The organism is Bradyrhizobium jicamae (genome assembly GCF_001440395.1).
GTDB classification, from domain to species: Bacteria; Pseudomonadota; Alphaproteobacteria; order Rhizobiales; family Xanthobacteraceae; genus Bradyrhizobium; species Bradyrhizobium jicamae.
This window is the reverse complement of sequence record NZ_LLXZ01000140.1, coordinates 1-18,165: the sequence shown is the minus strand read 5'-3', so window position 1 is coordinate 18,165 and position 18,165 is coordinate 1. Positions and strand designations below refer to the sequence as shown.

Annotated in this window: 26 protein-coding genes; 3 read left to right on the top strand and 23 right to left on the bottom strand. The window is 58.6% G+C overall.

Annotation, left to right across the window (positions count from 1 at the left end):
• Positions 1-25: 25 nt before the first annotated feature.
• The gene (locus CQ12_RS22960; protein ID WP_057837574.1) at positions 26-205 is read left to right on the top strand and encodes a YegP family protein; all 180 of its coding nucleotides are present in this window, start codon (positions 26-28) and stop codon (positions 203-205) included.
• Between the two features lie 645 nt (positions 206-850).
• On the opposite strand, the gene CQ12_RS22950 is transcribed toward CQ12_RS22960, so the two are convergent.
• The 7 genes from CQ12_RS22950 to CQ12_RS22920 form a co-directional block, all read right to left on the bottom strand.
• Positions 851-1,441: a hypothetical protein gene (locus CQ12_RS22950; RefSeq protein WP_157088410.1), complete on the bottom strand. Its 591-nt coding sequence runs from the start codon at positions 1,439-1,441 to the stop codon at positions 851-853.
• Between the two features lie 97 nt (positions 1,442-1,538).
• On the bottom strand, positions 1,539-2,198 hold the full coding sequence (locus tag CQ12_RS46580) for a hypothetical protein (protein ID WP_245310093.1): 660 nt from the start codon (positions 2,196-2,198) through the stop codon (positions 1,539-1,541).
• Positions 2,199-2,865: 667 nt separating this feature from the next.
• Entirely contained in the window at positions 2,866-3,786 is a 921-nt protein-coding gene (locus CQ12_RS46575) for a hypothetical protein (protein ID WP_245310092.1), read from the bottom strand.
• Positions 3,787-3,788: 2 nt separating this feature from the next.
• The gene (locus CQ12_RS44080) at positions 3,789-3,932 is read right to left on the bottom strand and encodes a helix-turn-helix domain-containing protein (RefSeq protein WP_157088409.1); all 144 of its coding nucleotides are present in this window, start codon (positions 3,930-3,932) and stop codon (positions 3,789-3,791) included.
• A gap of 881 nt (positions 3,933-4,813) precedes the next feature.
• On the bottom strand, positions 4,814-5,017 hold the full coding sequence (locus CQ12_RS22930; protein WP_057837568.1) for a cold-shock protein: 204 nt from the start codon (positions 5,015-5,017) through the stop codon (positions 4,814-4,816).
• Positions 5,018-5,114: 97 nt separating this feature from the next.
• Positions 5,115-5,486 carry a hypothetical protein gene (locus tag CQ12_RS22925; RefSeq protein WP_057837567.1) on the bottom strand — a complete coding sequence of 124 codons (372 nt, stop codon included), beginning with the start codon at positions 5,484-5,486 and terminating at the stop codon, positions 5,115-5,117.
• Positions 5,487-5,499: 13 nt separating this feature from the next.
• Entirely contained in the window at positions 5,500-5,949 is a 450-nt protein-coding gene (locus CQ12_RS22920) for a Rieske (2Fe-2S) protein (protein WP_057837576.1), read from the bottom strand.
• A gap of 391 nt (positions 5,950-6,340) precedes the next feature.
• Here CQ12_RS22920 and CQ12_RS44075 point away from each other — a divergent pair, with 391 nt between their 5' ends.
• Positions 6,341-6,517, top strand: a complete 177-nt coding sequence (locus tag CQ12_RS44075) for a hypothetical protein (protein WP_157088408.1) — start codon at positions 6,341-6,343, stop codon at positions 6,515-6,517.
• A gap of 12 nt (positions 6,518-6,529) precedes the next feature.
• Here CQ12_RS44075 and CQ12_RS22915 read toward each other — a convergent pair whose 3' ends face one another.
• The 15 genes from CQ12_RS22915 to CQ12_RS22845 form a co-directional block, all read right to left on the bottom strand.
• Positions 6,530-7,726, bottom strand: a complete 1,197-nt coding sequence (locus CQ12_RS22915; RefSeq protein WP_057837566.1) for a DegT/DnrJ/EryC1/StrS family aminotransferase — start codon at positions 7,724-7,726, stop codon at positions 6,530-6,532.
• A complete protein-coding gene (locus CQ12_RS22910) occupies positions 7,723-7,992 on the bottom strand; it encodes a DUF6129 family protein (RefSeq protein WP_057837575.1) in 270 nt (89 codons plus the stop codon). Before CQ12_RS22910 ends, CQ12_RS22915 begins: the two co-directional genes overlap by 4 nt.
• A 34-nt stretch (positions 7,993-8,026) precedes the next feature.
• On the bottom strand, positions 8,027-8,386 hold the full coding sequence (locus CQ12_RS22905; RefSeq protein ID WP_057837565.1) for a DUF3024 domain-containing protein: 360 nt from the start codon (positions 8,384-8,386) through the stop codon (positions 8,027-8,029).
• Positions 8,387-8,399: 13 nt separating this feature from the next.
• Positions 8,400-8,639: a nitrogen fixation protein NifZ gene (locus tag CQ12_RS22900; RefSeq protein WP_057837564.1), complete on the bottom strand. Its 240-nt coding sequence runs from the start codon at positions 8,637-8,639 to the stop codon at positions 8,400-8,402.
• Positions 8,636-8,956 (bottom strand): nitrogen fixation protein NifZ, encoded by a 321-nt coding sequence (locus tag CQ12_RS22895; protein ID WP_057837563.1) that lies wholly within the window; start codon positions 8,954-8,956, stop codon positions 8,636-8,638. Before CQ12_RS22895 ends, CQ12_RS22900 begins: the two co-directional genes overlap by 4 nt.
• 60 nt (positions 8,957-9,016) lie before the next feature.
• On the bottom strand, positions 9,017-9,712 hold the full coding sequence (locus CQ12_RS22890; protein WP_083519435.1) for a 4Fe4S-binding leucine-rich repeat protein: 696 nt from the start codon (positions 9,710-9,712) through the stop codon (positions 9,017-9,019).
• Entirely contained in the window at positions 9,702-10,238 is a 537-nt protein-coding gene (locus CQ12_RS22885) for a hypothetical protein (protein ID WP_057837562.1), read from the bottom strand. Before CQ12_RS22885 ends, CQ12_RS22890 begins: the two co-directional genes overlap by 11 nt.
• Positions 10,223-10,570 carry an iron-sulfur cluster assembly accessory protein gene (locus CQ12_RS22880; protein WP_245310091.1) on the bottom strand — a complete coding sequence of 116 codons (348 nt, stop codon included), beginning with the start codon at positions 10,568-10,570 and terminating at the stop codon, positions 10,223-10,225. Before CQ12_RS22880 ends, CQ12_RS22885 begins: the two co-directional genes overlap by 16 nt.
• A 12-nt stretch (positions 10,571-10,582) precedes the next feature.
• Positions 10,583-10,807, bottom strand: coding sequence for a 4Fe-4S binding protein (locus CQ12_RS22875; RefSeq protein WP_057837561.1), 225 nt, complete (start codon positions 10,805-10,807; stop codon positions 10,583-10,585).
• A gap of 11 nt (positions 10,808-10,818) precedes the next feature.
• The gene (nifB, locus tag CQ12_RS22870; RefSeq protein ID WP_057837560.1) at positions 10,819-12,381 is read right to left on the bottom strand and encodes a nitrogenase cofactor biosynthesis protein NifB; all 1,563 of its coding nucleotides are present in this window, start codon (positions 12,379-12,381) and stop codon (positions 10,819-10,821) included.
• A 245-nt stretch (positions 12,382-12,626) separates the two neighbouring features.
• Entirely contained in the window at positions 12,627-13,490 is an 864-nt protein-coding gene (locus CQ12_RS22865) for an SIR2 family NAD-dependent protein deacylase (RefSeq protein ID WP_057837559.1), read from the bottom strand.
• Complete coding sequence (nifT, locus tag CQ12_RS22860) at positions 13,487-13,711, bottom strand: putative nitrogen fixation protein NifT (RefSeq protein WP_057837558.1); 225 nt, start codon at positions 13,709-13,711, stop codon at positions 13,487-13,489. Before nifT ends, CQ12_RS22865 begins: the two co-directional genes overlap by 4 nt.
• A 4-nt stretch (positions 13,712-13,715) precedes the next feature.
• On the bottom strand, positions 13,716-14,915 hold the full coding sequence (gene nifS / locus CQ12_RS22855; protein ID WP_057837557.1) for a cysteine desulfurase NifS: 1,200 nt from the start codon (positions 14,913-14,915) through the stop codon (positions 13,716-13,718).
• Positions 14,912-15,199 (bottom strand): NifU family protein, encoded by a 288-nt coding sequence (locus CQ12_RS22850; RefSeq protein WP_057837556.1) that lies wholly within the window; start codon positions 15,197-15,199, stop codon positions 14,912-14,914. Before CQ12_RS22850 ends, nifS begins: the two co-directional genes overlap by 4 nt.
• 20 nt (positions 15,200-15,219) lie before the next feature.
• Entirely contained in the window at positions 15,220-15,540 is a 321-nt protein-coding gene (locus tag CQ12_RS22845) for a HesB/IscA family protein (RefSeq protein WP_057837555.1), read from the bottom strand.
• A 284-nt stretch (positions 15,541-15,824) separates the two neighbouring features.
• On the opposite strand from CQ12_RS22845, the gene CQ12_RS22840 reads away from it, so the two are divergent.
• Entirely contained in the window at positions 15,825-16,415 is a 591-nt protein-coding gene (locus CQ12_RS22840; RefSeq protein WP_057837554.1) for a hypothetical protein, read from the top strand.
• 1,131 nt (positions 16,416-17,546) lie between these two features.
• On the opposite strand, the gene CQ12_RS45175 is transcribed toward CQ12_RS22840, so the two are convergent.
• On the bottom strand, positions 17,547-18,165 hold a 619-nt coding region (locus CQ12_RS45175), incomplete at its 5' end, for a hypothetical protein (protein WP_198164231.1).

The following is an 18,165-nucleotide window of genomic DNA, read 5'->3' as shown; positions in this document are numbered from 1 at the left end:
GCTGTTACACAGCACTCGTCTTAACCTGACAAGGCGGCCGTCACCGGAGGGAGACGTGGCAAGTCAGTGGCGTTGGACGCTCTATGCGGCCAACCAGAAGAAGATCGCGGACTCTGGCGAAGGCTACTGGAACAAGGCTGACGCCCAACATGGCATCAGCCTCGTGAAGGGCACGAACGGCGCGACACCGGTTTACGAAAAGTGAATCGGCGCGGTTAAGGAATGGTGAACGCCCGGCCTTTGTGCCGGGCTTTTGCTTTTTGGGGAGTGGCCTATTTCGCATCTGCGAGCGGCCTATTTCGGCCAATCCCCCCGGTCAATGACGTTACTGACGAACGAAGGAACGCGGCCACGATTCCGGCCTCCGTGCCGGTTCACTAATAAAAACCAACCGGCACCGGACCCGAGATCATGCATCTTCCCGATTGTCCGCGCAGAGGTATGGCGTATAAGGCAGGCCGCTCAAGCTGGGCCCCAACCGCCTGCGCGACCACGACGACGCGAGATTAGCGTGATCGGGAGGCGTCGGTTGTTCGTCGTTTATCCCGTGGCTTCGCTATTGCGCGTTTCTTCACTTTGAAGACGCCCCTCCCCGAGCGCTGTGTGCCTAGAAACTGAAATATGCAAACAAGAACGTGCCTTCGCGCCTCAATTCGCCGGTGAAGCTTATTCTTTGGCTCAAAGTCGAGGCCGACTGAGAACTGACCAATTCCATCTCCGAACGGAAGGCGACTCAAGAACACGACGAGGCTAAAGCATTGCATCGCGTAGACCAACGTTCGCACTGACGCGTCAGTCACACCTCCTATGAAGCCAGGACCCATGTTCTTGTCTTCTACCGCGAGCATGGTCATGGCCGCGCTGACATAACTCGGGTGCACAGACAGTGAGAGAACCTTCCCCTCCTCCCGCTGAAGGCGTCATACTGCGTCGACCACACAAGAGCGCGCCCTTCGAACGGCAGCGCGGCCAGAATTACCTTTCTGGCCTTTCCTCGCTGAACATGCTTTTTCCAAAACTCAGCAGGATCTTCTTCTCTTTGGAATTCAGCTCGCAGGGCCGGCTGTACAATCAGCAACGCCAAGACGTCCGAATATTCTGCCAGAGATCTGGCCAATATTCTTGCAGAGACGTCATGCCCGAAACACACTTGATGGCGAACTGAAAACGCGATCGAGCAGATCGCAGATGCCAGGTGCGCGTAGGCGTAATCTTCCTTTTTGAGATCGGTCTCGCTGAACAGCAGCACCGTTGCGAGGTCCACAAGCCAAGTAATGAACTCGTCGAAAAGCTCCAAATGGTTCTGGAAAGCAGTAGAACTATTTGCGTTGTTGAGGCATAGCGCCCGCGCAGCATAGGCCGCGACCAGTCCGCGTCTTGGTTTTTGGACGCGCGTTTCCTTCCAAGCTTTTGCGATTAGTGACTTCGCCGTCTCAATCACTGCGTCTCTCCCTGCGGCTGCATTAAAAAGCTGAAGTGAACCAAGATCCAGAGGCAGCAAGGTCCGTGCCGGTTCGAGTCTGGCCGCCCGCACGATTCTACTGTTCGTTGGTGATCTCGATTTCCTGGTTGATTACTGCGCCCTCCACGAATGTGCCGAGCATCTGTGCGGTGGAGTTGTAGATCGACGGCTCACCGCCAGGTCCGCGCAGGGTAAGTACGAATGCCACCTCCTGCGGGCCAACATCGCTGTTGGTGTTCCAGCCGAATTGGTAGAGGTCGCGCGCGTAGACCCGAGCGTAGAGCCGGACCTGATTGCCGGAGAGGGCCAAGCCCGCCCCCTTTGAGAAATCTCGGCAATGACGGCGAACGGGCTGCCATTTCTTCAAGTTCTCGCGCGCGTCGTTCTCAGGAAGCGCTGATTCCAGCATCGACCCCAATAGCGATTTCCATTTGTCCTTCTTCACACCATATTGGAGCGACGTCTCAAGCCGCGTCGCGAAGTAGTTGGTTTCCGCATAGGGCGACACGACCGGCTTAAGCACTGCCGTAAGGGTCGCACGTCCGCGCAGCTTACCGTTGTGCACCATCTCTGGTGGAATCGGAATTCCACTCCAGTAGTACGCAACACCCGGCTGCAATTGCGCGGTCCACGTCAGCGCAACTGTATCAGGTGCACATGACCAAGGCATTGTACCTTGATAAGGCATACCCCACCCGAGCCTTGGATGATGTTCGTCGAGTTCGCTGGCGCTCACCAAGAGAGCTTTGACCAGATCGGGCGTCGGATTCCGCAGGTTGGCAAAGTATGTGCTGCGAGTGAAGAGACCAAGGCTGTTGGATAGCAGCTACCAACGTCGGTGACGCCGCCGAGCATTCGAAGCTCAGAGAACCAAGATACGTCGGGTTTGAGCATCCCATTGGGTCCCGGTCCTCCCAGGCAGCGGGGACAATCGTTGGCAGGTCGACCGCTCACGTTCGCCACGCGTCCTCCCACCACTATCGCAGCTTCGCAGTCGGCCGGCGGTTCCAGCCTGGTTGCACCGGAGACGTTGACATTGCCAACAGACACCACGGGCAGTACGCCAAAATGGCGGGTCACGGTCGTAAGTTCGTGACCAAGAAGACTGACTGAATCCGGATTGCCGCCAACCTAGTTGAAGGAAAGATTCCAAACCTTGGTATCGGGATGCTCGCGCATCGTATTGCCCAGCAGATCAATGAGATCCTGTTCATCAACCCGTGCATTCGCGCTGCGAGAAGGGACTGCCTGCACATGCCAATACGACAATTGAGATCCGGCAAGTCACGGCCGGTATTCCAGGCATGCCCATGCACGACGAGCGAGCTGATTGCATTGCCGTGAATCCTATCAGCTTGCGCATCGGTTAGGAGTTTCCGCGAGCGCAATGCTTCCGCCGCCATTTAACTGGACGCATGCAAACCGCCGTCCACGACGCCCACAGTTGGAGCGTCGGCAATGTCGAATGGGATACTCGGGTGAGCACCCTCACCGGGCGCAGCAACTCTGATCTGACGCACCGGATCGACACGGAAAGACGCGCCAGATGCAAGTAGTTGGCCGAGCGCCTCCCTAGATCTGATCCGTACAGTCCCCCGCCCCACACCCGTGTTTCGATAATTGCGCATGGCGCGAGCAATGCCAGATTGGCAGCTTGGAGCTACTTCTCGCGGCTCATCAGGCGATCCCGCTGGCCCGGAGAGCAGTCGGAGGGTCGGAAGTACCGGCAGCAATATTTGCTGCTGCGAAAGCAAGTCCACGCGCTCCAACAGCAGCTCACGCGCCTGTCTCGTTCGAAATGGTGCAAGCCAGACGACAAATAGACGTGCGCCGTCTTCCTCCGGCGCTGCCTGCCACAAGTCCTCGATCGACCGACCTCGGGCGCGATCCTGCGGTGCAAATGGGGTCAAGCTCTCAACGCGAGAGATATCCGCCTGGATGGAATAGTTTGTCGGGTTCTCAATGACTTGGGCGAGACGGTTGAACTGATTAAGATTGGCCTCGATGAGATATCCATCGTGATACGGGGCAACGAGCCGACACCCGTTGACGGGGCTAAAGAGATCGTCTGGCGTATGTGTTGCGGCTAGAGAGTCCTCCACAAACATGCGCACCACAAAATGCGCGGTTCCGGCAAATGAAGGCAGCGTGCTTCGAGAGCCATAGATGCCGCGCGTCGCGCTCGCTAGCACCCGTTGTTGGATCGCAAGTCGTTCAGTCACAACACTTCGCTGTCCCTTGCCACGCGCTGTGGGCGACTCCGGCTTCGGGCCCATCTGAAGACTCAAAACCGGATTTAGTAAGGGGGACGCTTTCTCGGCCATCGCTATTCGTCCTGCTTAAAGTATTGATAGATAGCTTGGCGGGTCACACCAAGCAAACGCGCAATATTGGCTGCTGAAACCTTTTCTTTCAACCCTAGCACGAGCTGTTTCTTTTGGTCAGGCTCAAGCGGCGTTCGCTGCGGCATGGAAGATTGCCCGGCTCGGAAATTTCAGGCCAGCTTGCTCAGCCTTTGCCGCGTCCAGCGCATCCTCTATCGACCGAAAAATGGATGTAGCGCGAGCGCGATCAGTTTTGTAGTCTCGGCCTGCCGACCGCACCTTGAAGTATTGATTAGCACGTGCCTTTAAGGATGATTGAAACATCTTCAAGTATGATTGAAACAATCTTCGCACTTCTCCAGGGTGGTTAGCGGGATCAATAACGCCGATCTCTCACTTCGGATCCCGGAGCGGCCATTTGGCTGTGAGTGATTTTTGTCAGAATTGGGCGCGATGCAGCGGCAACAAGAGATTACCTGGAGGAAATTCGTCAGTCCGGCCTCACTGGGTCCTAGTCTATTGCGGTGACTACGGTGGTGCCTCAGCTCAAATTTGTCGCCCCTTCCGGGCCTCAGCGTCTTCGGCCATTTGCAGCCAGTCGCCCGCAACCTTTGTCTTTTGGGTTGGCCGCCTTCTTGGACTGCTCACGGCAATTTGCTGGGGCCGTTTAGAAACTCGCTGGATCGGTGGAATGGCCCTGCACTTCAGCCGCATTGCTCCCGTGACAGAGGAGCTAGAGATTTGGAGCGCGAGCGACCGCAACTTCTCATTCGTCATCAGCAATGAGAGTAGGAGCGGTCCTGGCCTCCACGGACAGCCCGGCTTTGTAGCTTCTTGGCGCCCCATCAACCGCAACAGGCCGGCCATCAGGGTGGGCGGATCACCCTTTAAGACGTTCGCCGAAGCTGAGCAGGCCTGTGAGGCCATGCTGGTGCACCTGACTAACTAGGGCTGCGGGATCTGGCGCAGACCAGATGGCAGATGTGCGCGCATTGAGAGCCCGCCAGTCGGACCGGCGGGCTGGAACTCATCCGACCCTTAGATTTTCCGCAGACGTCTTGCCCCGGTTGCTCATTTCTTCGTAGCTCACCTTGGCGCCCTCATTGAGGTTGCTCAGGCCCGCTTTTTCAACGGCCGAGATGTGCACGAAGACATCCTTGCCGCCGTTGTCAGGTTGAATAAACCCATATCCCTTAGTCGCGTTGAACCACTTTACCGTACCTGTCGCCACTATCCGTTCTCCCGTGAAGTAAGAGCCGCATCCTATAGTAGTAACGCAATCCCCGGCAAGGCAAACCCGCCGGCGTGAACCGGCGGGCTTGTTTCCTTCAACCCAGGCCCGCCCGATGGTAGTCTTGCGGACCGACTTGCTCGGTCAGGCCGTCATAGTCGCCGACGCCGAACTCCGCATAGTCTTGCTCAGCGTCGGGCCGGCCACCCGCAGCCCATTGCTTCGGGTTGTCGTGCTGTCGAGGCTGCCACTCGTCGTCGGCTCTGTCATAAAAGCGATTCCTATCGCTGAGTTCGGCTCCGAGTGTTCTCCAACATTGCCGTTGTGGGAATCGGCCGCTTGAACGATCCGGATGATCCGGCACGCAATTCGAGGAATCGATCGAAGGGTCCGCGCGAGATGCGCGGACAATCCTGGTGAAATAAAAGATTGCGACCTGACAGTTCTTCTTAACGGAGCGCACGATCATGAGATAATTCCCGTTAATCCGGATGAATCATGATGTCCATGGTATCGTCACTATCCTCGAACGGATCGGGAAACCGATTTTCCTCTACCAGCTTCACACCGCACAGGCAGACGTCGGCGCCGATCACGGCGAGCGCGACCGGCTCAAGGGCTTTTCCCGTGCAGGGGCCATCGATGCAAAACCCGCTGCCGATCTCGAAGGTCGCACCGTGCCGGCCACATCTGAGAAAGGAGCGGTCCGGCGAGAAAAACTCGCCTGAGCCGATGTTAAGCCAGACGCCGTCATGCGGGCAGCGGTTGACATAACCGAGATAGTCGTTGCCGAAGGTCCGCACCACGACAATCGGAAACGGCCGGCTCTCGCCGCTGTCGTCGATCCGCGACAGGCTGAAGCCCTTAGCGCCGCCCCGCTCGATGGTCTCAGCGTGACAGACGGCGAAGACCTCGATCTCTTGGCTTGCCATACCGCGGATGCTTTCTTTGGTCATGCTGTCGTCGCTAATGTATGGATTGCGACCCGGGTCAGCCGAGACACGCCGTGACCACCAGATAGCGGCCGATAGGCATCGCCTGCCCTTTCGCTGAGAAAATCATGCCGATGGTACGGCAACAGCTCTGCCGGGCTTCGGCCCGGAGCTCGACCACTGTCCCGTTCGAGGAACAATGATCTGTTACGGATCCTTGTGCCTTCCCCTTTAAGGCCAAGCCTGAAGAAACCCGAGCCGAAGCCCGAAGAGCTCGACGATCATCTTTCCGGTTCCGAGCACCTCGCCGGGCCGGCGTGCCGCGACTTAGAGCCGACGCCCACGATCGTTGAGCTTTCTCATTCTCTTTGCGCGGGAGTCCCTTGCGGCCTTGCTCGACGAAGAATGGCAGGAGTCCGAATTTGGCCTGCCCTTGCATTTCCGCGGAATGGCGATCTCGGGGCCCAGCGCCGCCGCCAAGAGTGACGTGGCCTCAATGACCTCGATCATTTTGCGATATGGCAAGATTCTGACTTTCGACATTCAATCCTCCTTTTGTGCGTACTGAGGGCGACCGGCTCTAATAGATGGCTGCGCCCGCGCCGATATTGATGGACGCGTCCTTCATCGTCTCCACGATGAATTCGATCTGGTTGTCGGTGAGATGGGTGTGAAACGGCAGCGCCACGGCACGATCGGCGATCTTTTCCGTGACCAGGAAATCGCCATACCGATAGCCAAGCTCAAAATAGTGACGCTGCAAATGCATCGGATGGCAATAGGCGGCGGCCTCGACCTGCTCGATGCGCAGATCATCGACAATGGCGTCGCGGCTGGAGCGCGTGAAGCGCGTTCCAAGATGGACGAGATAGAGGAACCAGTTCACTTCGGTCACATCGGGACCGATATAGGGCGGCTTGATGCCCTCGAATGATTGCATATGAGCATTGTAGAGCTGCTCGACGAGCCGGCGCCGCTCCAGGATTTCATCGAGGCGCTTCAGCTGCGCAAGGCCCAACGCGGCTGTAAGATCGCTCATGCCGGCCTGGTAAGGCGCTGCGCTACTGACGACGACGGAGGAGCGGTTATCCAGCCGATGCGCGCGATGGCGACGCAAGCCAACGGCAACGTCGATATCGTCGGTCACCACCATGCCGCCCTCGCCGCAGGTCAGGGCCAGAGGCTGGGCAAAGTCGAACACGGCGATATCGCCAAAGCGGCCGACGAGTTCGCCCTTGTATCTCGATCCGATAGCCTCGGTGGAATCCTCCAGTAGCATCAGCTGATGGCGCTGCGCGATCGCGCGCAGCTCCGACCATGGCGCCGGATGGCCATTGGGATTGCCGGCAACAATCGCCCGTGTGTTGGCCGTGATACGCTCTTCGACCTTCGCCGGAACCAATGCTCCCGACCAATAGTCGACATCGGCAAATACGGTGCGCGCGCCCGTGAGACTGATAGCATGCACCGTCTCGCGAAACGAATACGGTGGGGCGATCACATCCCGCCCCGGCCCGATGCCGAGGGCCTTTAGCGCAAGCAGAAGCCCGATGGTGCCGCTCGGGACGGCAACGGCGTATTTCCGGTCGAGATAGGCGGCAAAGGCCTCCTCGAAGGCCTCAGTCACCGGCCCGTTCGAGATCCGCGGCGAACACAGCAGCGTTTCCACGGCGGAGACCTCGGCGAAGGTGACATCGGGATCAGAGAGCGGAATGAAAGATGCATCCGCCTCGACCGCGTCCGCGTCGTGATCCTTTGCGAGTACAACGCTAGTCATCGCCGAGTACTCCTTGCCGCCAGCACGATGCCCGTCGCGCGTGCCGGATCGGCCGTGATCTGCAGGCAATGAGCGGAGCCGTCGATCAGATGCAGGTCGAACCGTGGAAAACTGCGGAACGGCGGCTCCGTCATGTCGGACGCGTCACAGCGCGTGCAGGCGAGCCGTGGAAAGCGGCGCCGCAACTCGGCGAACGCGCTTGCATCGGCGTCAGCTTCCGCAAGCAGCCGTTCGATTTCGATAAGTTTGTCGGTGCCGAGCGCCATCGCGACTCCCATCTGACTAGTTCCAAAAGCAGCGCTATTGCCAGAACACCCGCTCCGGATCTGTGTTCAATTCGTCGATCGCTGCGGTCAGCCGCTGGTACATGCTGTAAAACTCCCAGAGCCCCCGCGCGTGATCTTTACGAAACAGCTTCCATGTCGCGCTCCTCGCGTCATGATGGATCAGCGCGACTTCAATCAAGCCGCCATCTTTGTCGATATTGCCCGAGCAGCAGGGACTCTCGATGAGATAGCCACTCCGTACCGGTTTCACATTCGGCGAGACATAACGATAGCGTTTGCGCGAGCTCAAGCCACGCTCGATCCGCTTGCGATCGAGCTCGTTCGGATGAGCAATAAGCCCGTTCACTACCTTTCTCATCACCGCGGCGTTCATCGCGAAAGCCCCCTCAAAGCATTGTGATCTCTTCTTCAAGACAACCGACGACCAGCCGCTCACAAAACTCGACAACATAAATCGGCACGTTCGCTTCGGTTTGCATGCCGACCTTCACGATCTCGCCGATGCCGCCGGCGCCCACCAAGAGCCCGTTAGCCGGCGCATCGGGAAAGGAGCCATCGTTAACGAGGTCGACAGCGGCTTTGACTCGCTGGCCCCATTGATATTTCGGGAGGCGCGGCTCGATCATGACGTGTTCTCTTCCGGCAACGGCAGATCGTCGGGTTCCTGGCGCGCGTCCACCAGATCGAGCTCCTTGCGCTTCATGCCGACGCGGTTGCCACTTTCAAGAAACTCGACGCCATAAATGTAGAATTGCTGCAGGAACGTTCCGATGGACATGACGTAACCCACCTCGCCTTTCCTGGCCAGGATGTCGCCGATCTCCTTGCCGGCAAAGGTGCCATCATTGCGGATGGTGCGCTTGGCCCGCACCTTTTCGCCAAGGTTGAAGAACGGCGGTCCATTTAGCTCGACTACGTCACTGTCGCGGACGATGTTGCTCATGCATCACTTCCTCACGGGCTTGCAGGCCGGACGAGCGCGACCTCCTGCACCGTACTGTTTTCATCTTATGAGACCTGCCAACTCGGCAGCCGCAATGCGCGCCGCCACTTCGTAGTGGACGCACCAATTGGCACCGCCCCGCGGAGCGGTTAGAGATTCCGGCGACAGTCGCTGCGCGATCTCGAACCGCACGGAGGCGTTCGGATCGTTCGCCAAAGTAACCAGCCAGTCATAGGGCACGCGTCGTGCCACCATGCGGCGGACCTCGGCTTCCTCATCATGCATCAGCCGGCCGAGCAGCGAGGGCGTAATGCGGCGCGCCACAACCAGGCGGACGTAATAGTCCTGATCCGACAGCATCGGCACCAATTCCTCACCATCGAGCAGAGTTGCGACCAGGATCCTCACCTCACGACGCGGATCGTTGCGCAGCCGCAGGAGATACCGCTTGGGCAGCCGCCGCGCCGCATTCCAGCGCACGGTTTCTTCCGCATCATTAAGCAGCATCGGTAACAGGAAGATATTGGCGTGCTTGGCCGAGAGCGCCCGCACCTCAAAATGCGGGTGCGCAATGTAGGCGTTGGCGAGCGCCGGGTTCCAGTTGAAGAAACGGTCGATGCGCCGCGCGTAACGGTCCTTGACGCAGGCATGCATCAGCCGGCAGCCGCCCGTTTTGGTTAGTGGCAGATGGGGGCAGACTTTGCAATTGACCTCATGGCCCTGCCAGTGGCGGGTCTCGTCGATATCATTCGTCATCGGACTGCCCCATCCGCTCCAGCACGTCCAGAAGGACCCTGGCACCGATCTTGTCGGTCGGGTCGAGTTCGAGCAGCTTTTTTGTGGCCAAGCGCCCTTCGTCCAGATTGCCGAGTCGTATCTGCAAGTAGGCATAGCCCTTCAGCGAAAACAGATAGAAGCGCGGCAGGATGCTTTCGTAGCTGCCGAACGCGGCATCGGCCGCTTTGACCTGCCTCCAATCGTACGCGAGTCCGTTTTCAAGCGCGGCATGGGTGATGCAGCGCCTGGCGATCTCCAGCGCCTCCGACAATCGGCCCTTGTAGAAATAGAAGCGGTAGAGGCCGATCAGGACGGCGGCGTGGCCCGGCGCCAGCGCCTGCGCTTGGTGCAGGTGCTTTTCTGCAATCTCGTCCAGGTGATAGGAGAGCCCCGCCTGCCACATATGATTTTCGGCTTCGCGCGGCAGGCCTTCGCCGAGCAGTGTGTGCGCGATCAGTGCCCCCGCGCTTGCGGACAGCGGATCGCCTACTACATCCAAGTCCATCGGCAGCTTTCCTCTTCGAATGGGCGGCCTTTGTGGCCTTGCTCGAGCAGCACACCTGCTTCGGCGAAGATCAGGCCGGTCTGCTCAGCGGTATCGGTTGAGATGATCGTCACACCGCTGACGCCCTCGGCATTGAGAGGCAAGCTTAGGTCGTTGCCTTCGACGACTTGCTCACCGGGCCGCCCCGGTCCCGGCGCAACACCGATATAGGCGGAAAATCGCGAGCAACCGCCGGCCGTAACGGCGAGCCGAAAGCCGGTTTCAGCGGCGCCATCGGCGCGCACCTCAAAACTCATGAATTCTTGTGCAGCCGGCGTCAGCGTGGAATTCACACCCCTTGCTCCTTATGCCCGCGCCTGAGAGCGCGGCAATGAGGGATCGAGCACACAGGTATTGTCGACCGGACAGACGGCTACGCATTGAGGCTCGTCGAAATGGCCGATGCATTCGGTGCATTTCTTAGGATCAATCACGAACGTCCCACCCTTCTCCGAGATTGCAACATTCGGGCATTCGAGTTCGCAAGCCGAGCAGCCCGTGCATTGCGAGGCGATGATCTTGAACGGCATCGATATCTCCCCTACGCCGCCGAAATCAGCGCGCCCTGCCGGATCGCCGCGTCGCCTCGTTCGACATGCTGGATCTCACCGCTTTGCACTTTGGCGAGATAAGACTTGAACCAGGCGAGCGCTGATTTCTCGATGAACTCGTGCGCGTATTGATCAAGCGGCTCGATGCCGGCCTTGATCAGCTCGCTCTTCGGGCACCCGCCGATCTTGGCCACGAACACCGCATGGCAGTCATTGATCATGCGGATGATGGTCGCAAGGCTGCCCTCCTCGCCATAACCGCCCTGGCAATAGGGATCGGCGCGACGGTGACCGACGAATTTGGCGCCCGATGTCGAGAGTTCGTACACCTGGAACTCCTTGGCATGCCCAAAATGCTCGTTGATCAGGCCCGAGCCCTTGCTTGCTACCGCGACCAGGAGATTGATATCACTCGTCTCGCCCGCGAGGTCGGCCAGTTTCTGCTGTTTGGCCGCGACCGTGGCCGCACGCTCCTCCTCAACTTTGGCCTGATAGGCTTTACGCGTCTCGAGGTCGTAGTTGACATCCATCGCCATGATCTTCTCCGTGGTGAACTCCGCGCCGCGATCTTCGCCGAGTAGGCCGACAGCATCGGCGCGACACTGCCGGCAATGTCGCATCATGTTCATCTCGCCTTCACAAGCGTCCTGCAGCGTCTTCAATTCCTGCGCTGTCGGGCCGCGCTGGCCGTTGAGACCGAACACGGTGCCGTGCTGGGGCGCGGAGATCAGCGGCATGACGTTGTGCAGGAAGGCGCCGCGCGACTTGACGGCCTTGTTAACGTCGACCAGATGCTGGTCGTTGATGCCCGGGATCATGACCGAATTGATCTTGCACAAGATCCCCCGCTCCGCGAGCATCTCGAGGCCTTGCAGTTGTCGATCGGTCAGAATCTTTGCGGCTTTGACGCCGGTGTAGCGCCTGTGGCCATAGAAAATCCACGGATAGATCTTAGCGCCTATTTCGGGATCGATCATGGTGATGGTGATGGTGACGTGATCGATGTTCAAGCGGGCGATGGCGTCGACGTGATCGGGCAAGGCAAGCCCGTTGGTCGACAGGCATAGCTTGATGTCCGGCGCGGCTTTGGCCACCAGCTCGAACGTCTTGAATGTTTTCTTCGGATTGGCCAGGGGATCACCGGGGCCGGCGATGCCAAGCACGGTCATCTGCGGAATGGTGGAAGCAACGGCGAGCACTTTCTTCGCCGCTTGCTCAGGGGTGAGCTTCTCACTTACCACACCCGGACGCGATTCATTGGCACAGTCATATTTGCGATTGCAGTAGTTGCACTGGATATTGCACGCCGGCGCGACCGCGACATGCATGCGGGCGTAATGGTGATGCGCCTCTTCGCTGTAGCAGGGATGGCTCTTCACCTTTTCCCAGATCGCGGGTGGCAGATCGCCTTGGCGGGCCTGCGATCCGCAGCTCGCCTTGTCCCTGCCGCCCAAGGTGCCGCAGCCCTTGTGGCCGGTGTGGGCTTGCTTGACCTCGCCGAGATCAGCGGCGCCGCCAAAAGAGCTTGCCTCATTACATTCCGACACATCCATTTGCCATTCTCTCTGCAGGCGGAAACTTCAATTGAGAGTTAGCAACTCGCGTGCCATTAACGGCGGCTCGGAAATTTATGCCCGATGTCAGCACGTTAGCGATACCGTCGCGCACTGCACAAATCTTGCCGGGTTGTTGCAAACGTGACAGAAGGCGCGGTGCCGACACGGGAATATGATCAGGCGAACGTCAACGCTCGCGTCTTACAGTGCGCAAGCGCAGCTCAAGGCAAGACAATGTCCGGTCAGGCAGAGATCAAGATCTCGACCGCGCGCGGAAGCGCAATCGCGAGGGGCGTCAGGCGCTGCTCGGCCATGAAACGCAGCTCGTTGCGCGAGAGCGCGTCCGGCTCCACAATTGCGTAATGGCCATTGGCTGAGCGCTTGCTGATCTGCCGCGCATAGTTGCGCAACAGCTGGTCGTTGAAATGACAGCCGATGAAGAGGAAGCTCCGCCCGTTCCGCCGCTCCTTGACGATTTCGGGAATCGGCGTCTGGATGTCGATCTCGGTCAGCACCTCGACATAATCTGCGTCGGAGACCAGGAAGTTCTCGGCGGGCAGCGCGCCGCCGTGCGGCTTGTAGAGGACTGTCGCCCAACTGCTAGCCCCAGCGCGATCAACCTCTTTACCTTCTGCATCATAGAATCGATACCAGCGGTCTTCGCCGATGCCTGCGCGGGTGATGCCCTGCACCTCGCCCCATCCCTCGTGCTTGCGAAGCGCCGCACGCATCGCGCCGTCATACCAGGCGTCGACGACGATAGGCAGGGACAATGAAGCGAGATGATGATGCAGCCGCGTCGGCGCGACTGGCGCGGCAAAGGCCTTCGCCATCAATGCCGTTACGGTGGACCGATGCTTATTGCTCTCGATGTACTGTGCTGACGCCCAGGGATTGCCCTTGGCCCGGCGCGGCATCGCGACCTTGCTGGCGAAAAAGGCGGCCAGCGCCTCCGGCGTCATCGGCACATCCGGCTTGGACAACTCGGTGACACCAGGTCCGAGATAGGGAACAATGCTGCCGGCGCGCAGCTTGGCCGCGACGTCAGCGAGAATCGCCTCAGCCTCGGCCGCATTTACAAAATCGATCTGCCGGACCGCCTTCATCGCTCGTCCCCATTCTCGCCACGCTTCCTGGCATTGATGGTGATCGGCAGCGGCGTGTCGCTCGCCATATCGGGCAGATCGAGCACCCAGCCATTGGCTATTCTGATCCAACCGCCCCACAGCGTCTCGTGCTCGGATTCCACGATCGGCTCTTCAAGATCCTTTTTCGGCACGTAGATCGACAGGCCCGCCTCCGGAGAGCGGCGGATCATGACTTTCATGAGATCAACTCCGTGAATCGGACGGATCGCTGATGAGATTGGCGTGCTCCCGCGACATGGCGCGCAGGTGAGCTACGATGTCAGACAGAGTGCGGACAACCAGATCTACCTCTTCGACAGTGGTTTCATGCGACAGCGAAAAGCGCACCGCGCCACGTAGGCTCCTCGCCGGCACGTTCATGGCGCGCAGCACATGAGATGGCTCCATTGAGCCAGAGCTGCACGCTGATCCGAGCGAAACGGCAATGCCGGCGCGATTGAGATGATGGGCGATCGCTTCGCCTTCAAGATGCTCGAAGGCGATATTAGCCGTGTTCGGCAGCCGGCTGCTGACATCGCCGAGGACCATGCAGTAGCCGTTTTGCAACGTCGCTTGTTCCAGGCGATCACGCAACGCACCGACGCGAACGCGCTCCCACTCGAGGCGCTCTGCCGCAAGCTTTGCAGCCTTTCCAAGACCGACGATGCCGGGGACGTTCTCGGTTCCGCCGCGGCGCTGTCGTTCCTGTGGTCCGCCCCAGATCAGCGGCCTGAATTGTGTTCCTTTGCGCAAATAGAGCGCGCCAACTCCCTTGGGTCCGTGCAGCTTGTGCGCGGACATCGACAGCATGTCGATATCACTAACCTTTAGGTCAATCGGCACCCTGCCTATGGCCTGCACCGCATCGGTGTGAAACAGCGCGCCGGACGCCCGCGCCATCCTGGCCAGATCTTCAACCGGAAAAATGGTTCCGGTTTCGTTGTTGGCCCACATGACAGACGCTACCGCCGTGCGTGGTCCAAGTGCCCGGCGAAAAGCCTCAACATCAAGCCTGCCGCGCGAATCCACCGGGATCAGATGGGTCCTGACACCCCTTGTCGCCAACTCGTTGACCAGCGCCAGGGTCGCCTGGTGCTCGACGGAAGTGGTGACGATCTCGTCCCGCCCCTCCTGGGTCACCAGCGCGGAGAGAATGGCGGCGTTGTTGGATTCGGTCCCGCCAGAGGTGAAGACGATCTCATGATCGTAGGCAGCCCCTAATAAGGCCTTCAGGCTGTGGCGCGCCTGTTTCAGGGCGCCCGCGACCTCATTCCCAAAAGCATGAGCGGAGGATGCATTGCCGAACTGCTCGGTAAAGAACGGCAACATGGCTTCGACAACGCGCGGATCCGTCCGCGTTGTCGCATTGTTGTCGAGATAAACCGACACAAACACCTCGTTCATTGCCGCGCTTGGGCGGCGCCGGCAACCGGAACCAGGCGAACGAATTCGCCGAGCCTCTCGACCAGCCGCGCCTGAATACTTTCCAGCGTAAAGCTTGAAAGCTTGCAGAGCACGCAGGCACCAGTCAGCTTGACCATGATTTTGCTGCCGGCGATCTCGACCAGCTGACAGTCGCCGCCGTCGCGTTGCAGATTGGGACGGATCTCCTCGATCACAGCGTGAATGGTTTGCGCCCGATCGGTAATTGCCGGCGATTGCTTCAGTTGTTTGGGCTGGAGCAGCATGCTTTGAGTTCCTCTTGTCATCAGCCGAAGGATTTGCCGCAGGAGCAGCTCGACATTGCGTTCGGATTGTCGAAGGTGAAGCCCGAGCCCTCCAGCGCCACCACAAAATCGATCGTCGTGCCGGCGAGGTGCTCATGGCTTTTGTTGTCGACGAACAGCTTAACCCCATCGTGCTCGATCACGGTGTCCTCGGGCTTCGGCTCGTCGGCCAGGCCCATCATGTATTTGAATCCGGCGCAGCCGCCGGCCTCGACCATGATGCGCAGGCCGCTCGCCGGCTGCGGCGACATTGAAATCGCGCCCTTGACCGCATTCACCGCGCTATTCGTCAGATTAATCATGGCTCACCCTTGATTTGCCTCGGTCGGCTGCCTGCGAATTGGCAAGTTGCATGCCATCGCGCACGCAGTTGAAAATGTTCGCCTTTTCGAATCGCGCCTGTTCGCCTTGCGACGCGTGTCGGGTTCCTGACAACGGTCTTCCAGGGAATCGCGGCGCGCGCTTGCCTGTTTTCTTTATGGATTCCGCCGATAAAGCGTGGCGTGCGCGGCGGCAAACAACTTGCATTGCGTGTCGCGTCGGCCGAGGTGTCCGGCGATTGTCTTAGATCGAGGAGCGATTTTTCATGACAGCAATTCAGAACACCGCGCTCGGCCGGTTGGAGAAGGAGGGGCGCCTGCTCAACGCCGTATTCAAGGGCGCGACCATCAGGCCGGGCCGGTTCGGCTTTCGCGGCGATATCGCACTGAAATTCCAGGCCCAGGTCGCGGACGAGAAACGGCCGCCCGACTATTCGATCGAGCAGGTGCTGACGGTCGCCCAGGAAGGCGAAAACACCATTCCGGTGCTGGCCGGCTACCTGCACTCCTTCGCCTATCTCGCCGATGTCGCTAAGGTTCTTGACGGTGCACTAAGCCCTGACGGCAGCTACTTCATTTTCTGCAACAACATAGACCTGTTGGCGAAATACCGAACCAAGCTCGGCGATATCACCTTCCACGTGCTGCCCTGCGATCAATCCACCGTCTGGAAGGAAATGATGTACCTGGTCGGCGTCGACAAGAACGATATCAAGAGGCTCGATGCGGGTGGCAGGCTCGATTATCTAATCGACGCGGCCAAGCATGTCGATGCGTCCTTTGACGATGTCTCTTACGAATACGGGCTGAAGAGGATGGAGCCTGTGAAAAACCGCAACGAGAACCGGCCGGTCTGAGCGCTGGCTTCAGCTTTCGCCGGAGCGACCCTCTGCTATCGCCTCGCCTACCGAGCTCATCCGCCGGAGCTAACTTCGAGACCGACGCTGCACTCGTCCGGCTCTCTGCGAGGATTTTGCAATCGCATGTGAACGGCAACAGCCGTGATGGTCACACACACTAGGGCGATAACGATCATTGATTGTTCAACCGCCTCATATTCTCGCCGCCTTAAGCGCCCGGTTGCCAACCGGCCATGAAACCGGCAAATTCAAGGGCCTAGTTCTATATAAGTTACTGACTTATATGAGTTATAACCGGCAAAGAAAGCGGCAAAATGATCTCCCCTACTGCAATGGAACCTCTCTTCCCAGAGGAGAACAACTCGCTTGCCGACTTAGCCACCGATCTCGTAGCTAAGAGCAACGCCTTGGCGGGCCGCCTGCACCCACTCATTCGAGGGGGCATAGGCGACCTCGTCCGATCGATGAACTGCTACGACACTAATCTCATTGAGGGCCATCATACCCATCTCGTCGATATCGATCGTGACTACAGCGCAGAGTCCGAAAAGCGCGACTCCAGCTTGAAGCTCGGGCACACATAGATGTGCACCGAAAGATCGATCTAGGTTTGGCACCGCAGCCCTCGACCTCCATCGATTTCATACTCTGGGTCCACAAAGAGTTCTGCGGGCATTTGCCGGAAAATCTCCTCGTCGTGTCCGATCCCAAGACCGGCAAGGAAGTGAAACTTATTCCCGGTGAATTGCGGCAAGGCCCCCGCCCAAGGACCTGCGAGCTGCGGGCATACAAAACCTACGGCGCGTTCGACTTCGGGAGACCGCGCGATACGCCAATATGGAAGCTTGAGTCTTCGTTCCGGTGCCGGTCTCGCGGCACGCGGCGTTACAAGCCGCCTGTGCGAATGATCAAGCTAACGGAGCGGCGGGAGATTACGCCGTATAGGTGGGTTCATCCCGACGAGGAGCGGTGACCATGCGGCCCGCGCGGAATTGCGACCGCACGGTTCTGCCATTTCCCGATATGCCGGATTCGGCGCTCGGATGGGCGCGCAATGGGAACGGTTTTTGGCGTTTTGAGCCCAGCCACGCGCTGGAGCCGTCCTTTCGAAATGGCGACGCCTGTGCGCTACTGCATGTTGTCCCGAAGTTTGTTAACCTGCTCTTTCTTGCGCAAGTCATTCGTATACCGATCAATCTCTCTTTGGCGTTCTTCACCCTGTAGTCCTTTCAGATCAGCACCGATCTCGGCTGCTATCGCCAAGAACGGATGTTGCTCTTCTTCCGTCATCCCTAAGCGAAGAAATAGAAGCCTCATCTTCATCAGGAGTATTTCCTGAAAGATCAAAGAGCCGTGTTTATCGGCCTTGGATCGAAACGCCTTCAATTTTCCCAAGTACTCTGGAAGCTTGAGGTCGGCATAGAGCGCCGCTTGTAAGAAACTGTCGGAAAGAGACTGGGCCAGGGTATCGTTCTTCAACTGCAAAGTAAGCTTCTGCGAACCGAGGTCTCGCCGAACCATTTCCGAAACAATCACCGGGATGTTCAAAAATATCAATCTAATTGTCCTTGCATCTACCTTTTCAGGAAGCTCAACAACAAGCTTCATGTTCCCAATTCTTAGTTCTCTAGTTTCGATAATCTCTTTGAACGCAATGCACGCATACAGCGTCAATGTAGACCATCCTTCCAAAATCTTTCTAAGGTGTTCTTCCTTTTTCTCTTTGGAGATGTTTTCAAGGTTCTTC